This is a genomic window from Neisseria sicca, assembly GCF_017753665.1.
GTDB classification, from domain to species: Bacteria; Pseudomonadota; Gammaproteobacteria; order Burkholderiales; family Neisseriaceae; genus Neisseria; species Neisseria flava.
Genome location: NZ_CP072524.1, coordinates 1,329,595 through 1,341,142 on the forward strand (window position 1 = coordinate 1,329,595; position 11,548 = coordinate 1,341,142).

An 11,548-nucleotide genomic window follows, 5' to 3' on the forward strand; every position below is an offset into this window, starting at 1 on the left:
GCATGACTTTAGCCTATTGGTGCATCCTGATCGCATCGCTGCTGCCACTGTTTTGTTCCTTCATCGCCAAAGCGCAGGGCGGATTCCAGCCGTCGGACAATCGAAATCCGCGCGATTTCCTCGCTCGCACGCAAGGCTTATCAGCGCGCGCCAATGCCGCGCAGCAAAACGGTTTTGAAGTATTCGCTCCGTTTGCCGCCGCTGTTTTGGTGGCACACGCCACAGGCAACGCAGCGCAATCGACCATCAACCTTTTGGCAGTATCGTTCATCGCCTTCCGCATCGCTTATATTTTCAGCTATCTGAAAGACAAACCGAGCCTGCGTTCGGCAATGTGGACGGGCGGATTTGTCTGCACCATCGGGCTGTTTGTAGCCGCTGTCTGACAGCGGGGTCGTCTGAAAACTCGCTACGCTCGTTTTCAGACGACCTGGAAGTCAGTTTCCGAATATGAGGATTTCGATCATGAAAGCAAAATGCCTGTGCGGCAACGTATCTTTAGAAGTGGAACACGACAAACACGTCCACGCCTGCCATTGCTCAATGTGCCGCACTTGGGGCAGCGGCGCGACGTTTTCGCTGATTGCCGCCAAGCCGCCGAAAATCGACGGTGAAGCGAACATCTCCCGCTACCATTCGTCCGAATGGGCGGAACGCGCGTTCTGCAAAAACTGCGGTACACACCTGTTCTACCATTTCCTGCCGAACGACAGCTATTTCGTCTTCGCCGGACTGTTTGCCGACAACGCCGATTTCAAATTGGAAGAGCAGATTTACATCGACGCCAAAGCCCCGTATTACGAACTGGAAAACGATACGCCCAAGCTGACCGAAAAAGAGTTTTTGGCACAATTCGGCGGCGAATAGGAAACCCGATACAGAGGTCGTCTGAAAACTTAGCGGCAACTGAGTGACAGCGGATAATACCAAAATGCCCGCACCGTTATTTCCAACCGCTCAAACGGTTGACAGTTAAGCGAATCCGCCATCAAACCTTTCAGACGACCCGATTAAAAAACACAGTTACTTTCACAAATAATTGGAGAATCACCATGTCTTCAGGACTCGTTACAGCGGCGTACATCGTAGCCGCGATACTGTTCATTTTCTCGCTGGCGGGGCTGTCCAAGCAGGAAACCGCCAAGCAAGGATGTTATTCCGGCGTAGCGGGGATGGCGGTCGCCTTGTTCGTTACCGTGTTTTCCGAAAACACCCACGGACTGGGCTGGATCATCATCGCCATGCTGATCGGCGCCGCCATCGGCATCTATAAAGCCAAAAAAGTAGAAATGACCGAAATGCCCGAACTGATTGCACTTCTGCACAGCTTCGTCGGCTTGGCAGCCGTTTTGGTCGGCTTCAACAGCTATATCGAGCCGGGCAACGTTTCGCACGATATGCACACCATCCATCTGGTCGAAGTCTATTTGGGCATCTTCATCGGCGCCGTAACCTTTACCGGCTCGCTGGTCGCGTTCGGCAAGCTCAACGGCAAAATCAGCAGCGCGCCGCTACAACTGCCCGCCAAACACAAGCTCAACCTCGCCGCATTGGTTTTATCCTTTATCCTGATGCTGGTGTTCGTATCCGTTGACGGTAGCGGCTTCATCCTGATCCTGATGACCCTGATCGCCCTTGCATTCGGCTGGCACTTGGTCGCCTCCATCGGCGGCGCGGATATGCCCGTGGTCGTGTCCATGCTGAACTCCTACTCCGGCTGGGCAGCCGCAGCGGCAGGCTTCATGCTCTCCAACGACCTGCTCATCGTCACCGGCGCACTCGTCGGCTCTAGCGGCGCGATTCTGTCCTACATCATGTGTAAAGCCATGAACCGCTCCTTCATCTCCGTCATCGCAGGCGGCTTCGGTACCGACGGCTCCGCCGCAGCCTCAGGCAGCGAAGAAATCGGCGAATACCGCGAAGCCAAACCCGCCGAAGTCGCCGAGATGCTGCGCAACGCCAGCAGCGTCATCATCACCCCGGGCTACGGCATGGCAGTGGCGCAGGCGCAATACCCCGTTGCCGAAATCACCGAGCTTTTGCGTAAAAACGGCACTGAAGTGCGCTTCGGCATCCACCCCGTCGCCGGCCGCCTGCCCGGTCATATGAACGTATTGCTTGCCGAAGCCAAAGTCCCCTACGACATCGTTTTGGAAATGGACGAAATCAACGACGACTTCCCTGAAACCGACGTAGTGCTGGTCATCGGCGCGAACGACACCGTCAACCCCGCCGCCCAAACCGACCCGAACAGCCCGATTGCCGGCATGCCCGTATTGGAAGTGTGGAAGGCAAAAGAAGTCGTCGTCTTCAAACGCTCGATGAACACCGGCTACGCAGGCGTACAAAACCCACTGTTCTTCAACGAAAACAGCGTGATGTGCTTCGGCGACGCGAAGAAAACCGTTGATGAGATTTTGGCGGAATTGAAGAAATAACATCTGACGCTAAGATAAAAGGTCGTCTGAAAACCTGATTTCAAGGTTTTCAGACGACCTTTTCTTATGAACAAATCACGCCAAAAACCCCCTTCTGCCGTCTGGCGGAAGAAGGCTGGGGAGAGGGTGGCTCTATGGGCTGCACCAGTTTGATTTTGCCTAAAGCCACAAAGCCACCACCATCCTAACCTTCCCCCGCCGGACGGGGGAAGGAACAAAGTTGCTGACACGGCAAGAGGTCGTCTGAAACCGCAAACTTATTTTCAGACCTTTTTTATAAACAAACCACACCAAACACCCCACCGCCGTCATTCCTGCATAGGCGGGAATGACGGTAGTCGGACAGAAATTTATGCCGAGACGTGCAGCCTGCCCCCTCTCCCGTCCGGCGGGAGAGGGCTGGGGAGAGGGTGGCTTTATGGGCTGCACCAATTTGATTTTGCCTAAAACTGCAAAGCCACCCCCATCCTAGCCTTCCCCCGCCGGATGGGAGAAGGAACAAGATTGCTGCTATGGAAAAAGGTCATCTGAAACCAAAATCCCATTTTCAGACGACCTCTCTTCATCCTTCCGCAAAATCTCTAACGTCAAACGGCGCAATCTCAAAAGGACAATTTACCGCAAGCCGTTTGCGTCCAGCCATTTCTCCAAGTCTTCGGCGCTGATTTTGCCGCCGTTTTCTTCCAAATCAAGCTTGTTGACTTGTTTGCCTTTGCTGTATTTCGCTAGGACGGGTGTGCCGCCGAGTTTGTATTTTTGGCGGAACGCGGTCCATGCTTCTTTGTCTTGGTGCAGGCGGTGGACGTTGACGAAGTAGATTTTGCCGTTTAGGTTGCGGCTGGCGATGTAGCGTTTGAACATGGGTTCGAAGGCGTTGCAGTCGCCGCAGCTTGGTCTGCCGATGTAGGCGTAAACGGTGTCTCCGTTGGCGACGCGTTTTTTGAAGCTTTCGACGGTCAGGCTGTCGAGGTGGAAGTAGATGTCGGAATAGGTGTCTTCCAGCCGCTTGGTGTTTTCGGCGGAAAGGCGCACGGCGGTTTGCGCTTCGGACAGGCTGTTTTTCAGGGCTTCGGTTTCTCGGTCGGCGGCGCAGGAACACAAGAGCAGCGTGGCGGTCAGGACGGGCAGGATTTTCATGATTCGGCTCCTTGGTTGCGATAAGGAAAGTATACGCCTTTCGCGGCGGCGGGGTCGTCTGAAACGTGGGAAACGGTTTTTTTCAGACGACCTTTTGATGTATGGCAATGGGCGGGCGAAGTAGCGTTGTGTAGCGTGGGCTTTGCCCGCGATGGTTGAGGAGCGTCAGTTTGCTACGGGTTGAACTCGCGCTACGGGTAGTGTTTATCTCTCATTTAGCCGCCCTACCCCAGCCATCTCGTCAACAAAAGGTCGTCTGAAACCTAAGTTTTAGGTTTCAGACGACCTTTTATCTTACTGCGTTGCGTTCAACTTTAAACGCTGTCAACCAATTCAAACCAAACCCAGCTTTTTCAGCAGTGCGACGCTGCCTGCGTCCACAAGCCTGAATGTTTCGTCAAAGTCGCCAGTGTGCCACGGGTCGGGGACGTGGCGGTAGCCGCTTTCGGGGATGAGGTCGGTGAGTTTGAAGATTTTGTCAGGGTGTTTGCCGAACATTTTTTCCAGTTCGGCAAGGTTGTTGTCGTCCATGGCGATGATGAAGTCGAATTCATCGAAATCTTGGGAACGCACTTTGCTGCTGGTAAAACCTTGGTTGTCGATGCCGTGGGCGGCGAGGGTTTTGCGCGTGCCTTGGTGCATGTTTTCGCCGTCGTGCCAGCCGGATGTGCCTGCACTGTCGGTGCGGATGCGGTGGGCTACGCCTGCTTCGCGGGCGCGGTGGCGCAGGACGTATTCCGCCATGGGCGAGCGGCAGATGTTGCCGAGGCAGACGAAGAGTACGGAATGGTTTTTCATAGGCGGTTTAGGCGTGTTCGGAGAAGAATGGGTTGTGTCCGTCTAGGGACAGGGATTGCGCGTAGGTCGGCAGGTCGGCATTTTCCGGCAAAACGTCGTGCAGGATGCGGATATGCTCGACGCGGCATTCTGCCATCAGGTCGAGGAAGTTGTGTTGGATGACGGCGATGTTGTCGGAAGACGAAAGGTTCCACACGAACACTTGCGGGACGACTTCAAACGCGCTGTCGGTCGCGTTGAAGCCAAACAGAATCTGCCCGCCCGCCCTTGCGGCGATGACGACGCCGACGCGCGGACTTTGCATACGGATGGCGCGGATGGCATTGGTGGCGAACACGTCCATCGCCATGCGCTGACGGGTGTGGCTGCCATCGGTCAGGGCTTGGAGTGGGGTGTTCGGGGACAGCGGATTGGTGAAGAGGGTAACGCCGTCGGCGGCAAGGCTTTCCTGCCAAACCTGCATCAGCGGCAGGCCTGCTTGTTGCAGGTTGACGCCCAATGCGGTTTGCAGGTTTTTATCGCCGTAGCCCAGCGCGTAAACGACGTGGACAGATTGTCCTTCGGGGCAAATCAGCGGTTTGTCTTCAAAGGTTTGCAGGAACGCGGCGGCGGATTCGCTGTTTTGTTTCGCATTCCACCATTGTTCGGGCGTGATGCCGCTGAGGTCGTCTGAATGGGTGAGGAAGGGCAGCCATTGGGTGTTTTGCGTTAAGGCGCGCAAGTGCGGATAGTTGGACAGACAGGCGGTCAGTGCTTCGGTAGGCAGCGCCAGGGACAGCGTGCGCTCTTGTTTGCAACCGGCGACGATGACAACGGGCAGGGCAAACCATTGGGTTTCGTCGTCGTTTTCTGCGGATAAGACTTGGTTGATGCTCTGCATCAGCGCGTTGTAGGTCTCCGCATCGGGTGCCATGGTCATGGCGACGGACAGGTTGACGTAGTAGTTTTGTTGGAGCTGGCTGCGGATTTCGGCTTGCAACTGTCCCACAGCAATCTTGCGGGTTGCGGAGGTCGTGCCGTGTGCGAGCAGGGAGGCGTTTACCAGTAAATGGTTTTTAACCGGAGTTTGCGGATAAGGACGTGTGTCGTGGAGGATGAAGGTGTTCATATGGATATAAATCGGTGGTTGTCCGGACAGCTCGGATTATAACAATATCGCGATACGGATTGGGAAAAGGTCGTCTGAAAACGAAAAAAGGCGGGAAATACGCCCGCCTGCCCTCAATCAAAAATCATATGCCCCAGTTTGTCGGCTTTGGTGTGCAGATAACGTTCGTTTTCAACATTCTCGCCAACATGGAGCGGGATACGTTCGACGACATTGATGCCTGCATCTTTCAACGTCTGAATTTTTTCGGGATTGTTGGTCAGCAGCTTGACCGCGCGGATATTCAGATGGTCGTAGATTTGCTTGGCAAGCGTAAAATCGCGCGCGTCAACGGGTAGCCCGAGTGCAAGGTTGGCTTCGACCGTATCCATCCCCTCGTCTTGAAGCTTATAGGCACGGATTTTGTTGATTAAACCGATACCGCGCCCTTCTTGACGCAAATAAACGATGACACCGCGCCCTTCTTGCTGAACCGCTTTCATCGCCGCTTCAAGCTGCGGACCGCAGTCGCATTTTTTGGAAAACAGGGCATCGCCGGTCAAACATTCGGAGTGGATGCGGGTCAGAACGGGGAGGTCGTCTGAAAAGTCGCCCATCGTCAAAGCGATGTGTTCTTGTCCGTTCGGTTCTTCAAAACCGTGCATAGTGAAGTCGCCCCATTCGGTCGGCAGACGGCAGGAGGCGACGAATTTCAAGGTATTATTCATGTTCTTCTTCCTTGTCTTCGATGCCTGCCAATGCTTTCAGCGGTTCGGCAAGTGCCAAAGCCAGCGCCGACCAATCTGTTTGGGCTGCTTCATCGGCTTGATCTTTATCGGCAAATTCAACGTGAACCACGCCCAAAACCGTACCATTTTGAGTAGCCACAGGGATGGACAACTGGCTTCCGCTCCCCTCGTTCCGGCTGCCTTGGATTTCGTCAAGCGAAAGCCAATAGGCAATATCGTTGGCAATATTCATCCAACCGCTTTGCGCCGTACGGCAGGCAAGGTAAACCGTACCGTTTTCTTCATGCACCGCCAACAGGTTCTCCAAAGGCTCGCCTTGCGCCGCGATACGAACCAGCCTTGCATGCGGTTCGCCCGGAATGTGGATGTAAACCGCCACGCTTTTGACGGCTGTTGCACGGCTGAATACCGAATCCAAAGCCATGAAAACCTGTTTGAGCAAAACTTCATTTTCCGGCGTTTCTTCAATATAGTCTGCCAGCTTCCAGTCGTCTTCTTCACGCCACAAAACCGAGCGGTCAATCGAAGCATTGCCCATATCCATCACCGTCTTCGCGGTCAGATAAGCAATACGGAGGTCGTCTGAAGACAGCTTCAAACCCTGTGTCTGTAAAAAATCCTGAATCAGTAAAACAGGCATGATGTTCCTCTTTGATATTAGTGTGTTCCGGCAGATAACCGACCTGCCATTATATCGGTCGGAATAAAGCAATTACAAGCCAAAGGTTGTTTGCAGAGCAGGATACTTTGTGTATAATCCCCAGTTTCATCACGCGGACGTGGCGAAATTGGTAGACGCACCAGATTTAGGTTCTGGCGCCGAGAGGTGTGAGAGTTCGAGTCTCTCCGTCCGCACCAACATACAAAAACGCTTAGAAATTCTAGGCGTTTTTTTTTCGTTTAATCCCGTCTAATACCATCAACCAATCTCAATAAATACAAGGCTTTCAGGCTGATTGCTATCCTATTGTCTTCTTCCTGACTGTATAATTCCGTCTAATTCAGCTTAATTGAAGTAACCTAAAATTTACGGTATTTTTTGCGGTATCTGAAAAATACCTCGAAAAAATACCGTAAAAATGAAGCTGAACGACCGACAAATCAAAAACGCCAAGCCTGCCGAAAAACCGTTTAAGCTGAATGACGGCAAGGGCTTGTATCTGTATATCAATACGAGCGGCGGGAAGTTATGGCGGTTTGATTTTTCGCATAACGGCAAACGTAAAACGCTTTCAATCGGCAAATATCCGACCGTATCACTGGTGGAAGCCCGCCAAGCCGCTGAAAACGCCCGCCGCTTGCTTGTATCGGGGCAAGATCCCAGCGAAGCCAAGCAACAGGAAAAGCGCGAACGGCAAGCTGCCGCCTTAAATACCTTTGAATCAATCGCCCGCCGCTGGCATACCGACAATCTACACCGCTGGAAAGAAAACCACGCCGCCCGCGTGTTGAGATATTTTGAAACCGACGTATTCCCAGTCATCGGCGCAAGGGCGATACAGGAAATAAGGGTAAGCGATATTAAGGCGGTTATCGATGGCGTGATGGCGCGAGGCGTGAACAATACCGCTGAAAAAATCAGGGAATGGACAGGGGCAATATTTGACTATGCTGTCATGCTTGAAATTGTGGAAACCAACCCCGCCTATTCATTGCGGAAATACATCCCCGCCAAGCAGACCGACCATCGCCCCGCCCTGCCCCGTGAAGAACTGACCGAGTTTTTTCGCCGCCTGATACTGGCAGAGATTGAGCCGCAAAACAGAATAGCCCTGATTTTGAATATGCTGACCTTTTTACGAAGCACGGAACTAAGGGGCGGGCAATGGAATGAAATAGACTTTGATGTGGCAATATGGACAGTTCCCGCCCAGCGCATGAAGCACGAAAAGACCGCGCCGAAACCGCCCCATGCCGTCCCACTGGCTGACTGGACGCTTGAACTTTTGGCAGAACTGAAAGAACTCACAGGTAATACGCCGTTTCTGTTTCCGAGCAGAACCAAGACGGACGGTTTTATCAGCGACGCAACAATAGGTCGTATCATTGAGCGTATGGGCTACAAAGGCAGAGTAACCCCGCATGGTTTCCGTTCCCTTGCCAGCAGCGTTTTGAATGAACAAGGCTTCAACCCTGACGCGATAGAGCGACAGCTTGCCCACATTGAAAACAACAAGATCCGCGCCGCCTATAACCGCGCCGATTATCTAAACGAGCGCAAAGGGTTTATGCAATGGTATAGCGACTTTTTGCGGGAACGGTACCGCCAAGCATTACAGATGATCCAAGATGGCAAGACTGGTTAACAGTCGTTTGAAACAAGGTAATGAAAATGAACGCAACAATTAGCAATGAAGATTTATTGAAAGAAAGAATAGATTTTTTAGAATCGGAGAACCGGTCTTTAAAGGCTGAAATAGAAGAGCTAAAAGAAATTTTAGCTATTGAGATGGAACGGAGTTATATTCGAACTGAATTGAAAACAAATCGCTTGCTTAAACAAAATAAGCTAGAACGTCGAAAAAATAGGAGGACGGATAGAAAACTAGAAGATGCTGAACAAAAGTTAAAGCAGGCTTATAGTCTAGCAAAAAAAGAGCTTGCTACCAAAGCAGGTAAAGCCAAGCAAAGCCCCTATGAGAAAGCAGGAACGATAGCTGCCGTAAATCAGTTATTGGAAGAAAGAAAGGAAATGCTGAATGAAAAAGGGGGGAAAGCTAAATTAATCCGCCTTATTATCCGCAAAATTGAAAGCGATGAAATCCCAGCCCCCGATGTTCCGACAGAAAGAACGGTTACAGCTTGGGTAAACCAGTTTCAGAAAAATATGAAATCAACAAGCTGACTTCATGAAATCAACACGGTGTTTCATGAAATCAACACGCTACTTCCTTAACAGCCGCCCACATGGGCGGCTATATTTTTGCCTGTCATCTAATCCGACTGAAAGAAAGGCAAAGCATATGAATACTGTATTAAGAGTAAACGATACCGCCCGCGTTATGGGTGTTTCACGAGCGACTATTTGGAATTGGGCAAACCCTAAGAGCCGCCATTTCCGCCCTGATTTTCCTAAGCCTATCAAACTTTCCGCAAATGCGACGGGCTGGCTTGCGAGCGAGATTGACGACTATATCGGCAAATTGGCAGCCAAACGCGAAGAGCAGGCGATTTGATTTATCAGGCGCAAAACAAATGCCGCCTGAAAGGACATTCAGACGGCGGAAAGGATTATTAAGCATGAGCGATTATTTTACCAACGGCAAGGCAAAAATGCCAAGTCAAAGAGAGCGCGTTTTATCCCGATTGAAACAGGGCAGCGTTACATCATGGGAGCTTACCCAAATGGGCATATTAGGCTACAACACGCGCATCATGGAGCTTCGCAGGGCGGGGCATGACATCGTTACCGTGATGGAAGAAGTAACAAACCAATTCGGGGAAACCGTGAAACGCGGGCGGTTCGTATTAATCAATTAAATCAGGAGCTTTAACTATGAATATCGAATATACAAAGACAACTTTTGAGACCCGTCAAAAGTTACTGAAAGAAGCAGAAGACAAATGCAGCGAACTGACCGCCCAAATTGAAGCGGCAGAAGCTGGCGTTACAGAAGCGCAGGCGGTTATCAATGAATTTGCGGGGCTACGAAACAGACGCAAAGGCATATTTGCCAACCTGTTGAAAATGGGCAAACCCACAAACAGCGAAGAAGCCAAAGGGCTTGATTCAGAGATTACCGCCAAACGCGAAGAAGCAGACCGCGCCGCCGATATGCTGGAAGCGCAAAAAGAATTGTTGGAAAGCCTTTTTAATGAACGCCTTCAACATCTGAACCGCATTTCAGAGCTTCGCAATTTACTGGCTGTTTCCCGTTATGAGATGTTTATCATCGACATAGAAGAAACCCACTTGCCCGAGTATATAGAAGCCGCGCGCGCCTATATCAAAGCCGCCGCGAAATTGGTAGGAATCGGTAAAGCCTCCGCTGAGATGAGAGCGAATCTACTTGAAAACGGTTTGCGGGTTGATTGCCCGTCCTATGGGCAATCCCTGCCAAATCGGATCATTGATCTACGTTTACCCGGCTTCTTCAACATGATGGACGGCACAGGCGGGGAAGAAAACGCTATTTTCGACATCTTGGAAGACGTGGAGAAAGAAAAAGAAGCGGCTTTGGACAATTTGAAATAGCAACACTCAAACAACCGCCCAAAGGCTGAAAAATCGCTATTGGGCGGCGTTCTAAAAGGATTAAGGACATGACCCCGAAACAAGAACAGTTTGCCCGTCTGTATGTGGAAACGGGCAATGCAAGCGAAGCATATCGGCAAGCCTACAACGCTGACAACATGAAGCCCGAAACGGTAACGAATGAAGCCTATAAGCTGCTTCAAGACCCCGATATTTCCGCGATGGTAGATGACCTCAAGGCAGAGGCACGGCAACGACACGCGGTAACGGTGGACGACCTGTTGAGCGAATTGGAGCAGGCGCGGGCGGCCGCACTGTCAGCCCCTACCCCACAGAGCAGCGCGGCGGTATCGGCAACGATGGGCAAGGCAAAAATGCTGGGCTTGCTGGTGGATAAGGCGGAAATCAAGGCAGAAGCGGAAATCAGCACGAAACAGGAAGAGTACACTCCGCCGTTAACGGACGATGAAGTGCAGCAAGTCATAAAGTCTTTTTTCAATAAGCCGTACAGTGAAATCACGCTTGAAGACATCATCGGAACCGTTGGAGAAGATACAGAGCGCATCGGGTATGTAATAACCATGATCATCGTGGATAAAAAATTTTAGCCGCTTGATGCAAAAATCATTTGACAAATCGAGCCTTGAGAATCAGAATTTAGGTTCTCTCTCAAATACAGTTAGCCCAAATCAGCAGGGTAACGCTGATTTTTTATCGCCAAAATTCTTTTACGGGCGTTTGCAATGTTATCAAACGTTAGCATTTCAGACGACCTATCACGAGTTATGGCGGTGTGTGGTAACGGTAACGTCCACGCCTGACTAACTGCAGGAGAGAGCACCGCCCCCTATTTGGGCTTCTCAAATCTCAAACAGTTAGGAGCATTTCAAATGCAATCTTTAAATTCTATCCAAATCCAAGACATTCAATCTCAAGTAAAACAAGGCTTTTGCGCCGTCGTCCACGAACCGACCGCGTATTTAGCCGATATTGACGTTCATTCATGTACCGCCCGCCGTTTGGGCATCTATCCATCACACGCCGCCGCCGTTGCCGCCTGCCGGTCGTTTATTGCTTCGCTTTCAGACGACCTAAAAGCATGGGCAGCTTACAGCGTAACGACAGCCGAACAAATCCACTAAAT

15 protein-coding genes and 1 tRNA gene are annotated in these 11,548 nt (G+C 51.4%); 11 read left to right on the plus strand and 5 right to left on the minus strand.

Features of this window, described 5'->3' with window-relative positions; all coding sequences use genetic code 11:
• Window positions 1-2: 2 nt before the first annotated feature.
• The 3 genes from J7445_RS06265 (at window position 3) to pntB (ending at window position 2,438) form a co-directional block, all read left to right on the plus strand.
• On the plus strand, window positions 3-386 hold the full coding sequence (locus tag J7445_RS06265; protein ID WP_019271356.1) for an MAPEG family protein: 384 nt from the start codon (window positions 3-5) through the stop codon (window positions 384-386).
• A gap of 79 nt (window positions 387-465) precedes the next feature.
• Window positions 466-867, plus strand: a complete 402-nt coding sequence (locus J7445_RS06270) for a GFA family protein (RefSeq protein ID WP_209282753.1) — start codon at window positions 466-468, stop codon at window positions 865-867.
• Between the two features lie 185 nt (window positions 868-1,052).
• Complete coding sequence (gene pntB / locus J7445_RS06275; protein WP_193617987.1) at window positions 1,053-2,438, plus strand: Re/Si-specific NAD(P)(+) transhydrogenase subunit beta; 1,386 nt, start codon at window positions 1,053-1,055, stop codon at window positions 2,436-2,438.
• Between the two features lie 615 nt (window positions 2,439-3,053).
• Here pntB and J7445_RS06280 read toward each other — a convergent pair.
• The 5 genes from J7445_RS06280 to J7445_RS06300 form a co-directional block, all read right to left on the minus strand.
• Complete coding sequence (locus J7445_RS06280; protein ID WP_209282754.1) at window positions 3,054-3,575, minus strand: thioredoxin family protein; 522 nt, start codon at window positions 3,573-3,575, stop codon at window positions 3,054-3,056.
• Window positions 3,576-3,908: 333 nt separating this feature from the next.
• Complete coding sequence (locus tag J7445_RS06285) at window positions 3,909-4,373, minus strand: low molecular weight protein-tyrosine-phosphatase (protein ID WP_101810953.1); 465 nt, start codon at window positions 4,371-4,373, stop codon at window positions 3,909-3,911.
• 7 nt (window positions 4,374-4,380) lie between these two features.
• On the minus strand, window positions 4,381-5,481 hold the full coding sequence (locus tag J7445_RS06290) for a conjugal transfer protein (RefSeq protein ID WP_209282755.1): 1,101 nt from the start codon (window positions 5,479-5,481) through the stop codon (window positions 4,381-4,383).
• A 113-nt stretch (window positions 5,482-5,594) separates the two neighbouring features.
• Window positions 5,595-6,188 (minus strand): GTP cyclohydrolase II, encoded by a 594-nt coding sequence (ribA, locus tag J7445_RS06295; protein WP_209282756.1) that lies wholly within the window; start codon window positions 6,186-6,188, stop codon window positions 5,595-5,597.
• Window positions 6,181-6,849: a hypothetical protein gene (locus J7445_RS06300; protein ID WP_209282757.1), complete on the minus strand. Its 669-nt coding sequence runs from the start codon at window positions 6,847-6,849 to the stop codon at window positions 6,181-6,183. Before J7445_RS06300 ends, ribA begins: the two co-directional genes overlap by 8 nt.
• Before the next feature lie 133 nt (window positions 6,850-6,982).
• On the opposite strand from J7445_RS06300, the gene J7445_RS06305 reads away from it, so the two are divergent.
• The 8 genes from J7445_RS06305 (at window position 6,983) to J7445_RS06340 (ending at window position 11,546) form a co-directional block, all read left to right on the plus strand.
• Window positions 6,983-7,067, plus strand: a tRNA-Leu gene (locus J7445_RS06305).
• Window positions 7,068-7,288: 221 nt separating this feature from the next.
• A complete protein-coding gene (locus J7445_RS06310; protein ID WP_209282758.1) occupies window positions 7,289-8,515 on the plus strand; it encodes a tyrosine-type recombinase/integrase in 1,227 nt (408 codons plus the stop codon).
• Window positions 8,516-8,541: 26 nt separating this feature from the next.
• On the plus strand, window positions 8,542-9,054 hold the full coding sequence (locus tag J7445_RS06315) for a hypothetical protein (protein ID WP_141752039.1): 513 nt from the start codon (window positions 8,542-8,544) through the stop codon (window positions 9,052-9,054).
• Window positions 9,055-9,172: 118 nt separating this feature from the next.
• Window positions 9,173-9,385, plus strand: coding sequence for a helix-turn-helix transcriptional regulator (locus tag J7445_RS06320; protein WP_209282759.1), 213 nt, complete (start codon window positions 9,173-9,175; stop codon window positions 9,383-9,385).
• Between the two features lie 64 nt (window positions 9,386-9,449).
• Window positions 9,450-9,689, plus strand: a complete 240-nt coding sequence (locus J7445_RS06325; protein ID WP_209282760.1) for a helix-turn-helix domain-containing protein — start codon at window positions 9,450-9,452, stop codon at window positions 9,687-9,689.
• 16 nt (window positions 9,690-9,705) lie between these two features.
• Window positions 9,706-10,404: a hypothetical protein gene (locus J7445_RS06330; RefSeq protein WP_209282761.1), complete on the plus strand. Its 699-nt coding sequence runs from the start codon at window positions 9,706-9,708 to the stop codon at window positions 10,402-10,404.
• 68 nt (window positions 10,405-10,472) lie between these two features.
• On the plus strand, window positions 10,473-11,012 hold the full coding sequence (locus J7445_RS06335) for a terminase small subunit (RefSeq protein WP_080613917.1): 540 nt from the start codon (window positions 10,473-10,475) through the stop codon (window positions 11,010-11,012).
• Window positions 11,013-11,294: 282 nt separating this feature from the next.
• Complete coding sequence (locus J7445_RS06340; RefSeq protein ID WP_209282762.1) at window positions 11,295-11,546, plus strand: hypothetical protein; 252 nt, start codon at window positions 11,295-11,297, stop codon at window positions 11,544-11,546.
• The last annotated feature ends 2 nt before the right edge of the window (window positions 11,547-11,548 follow it).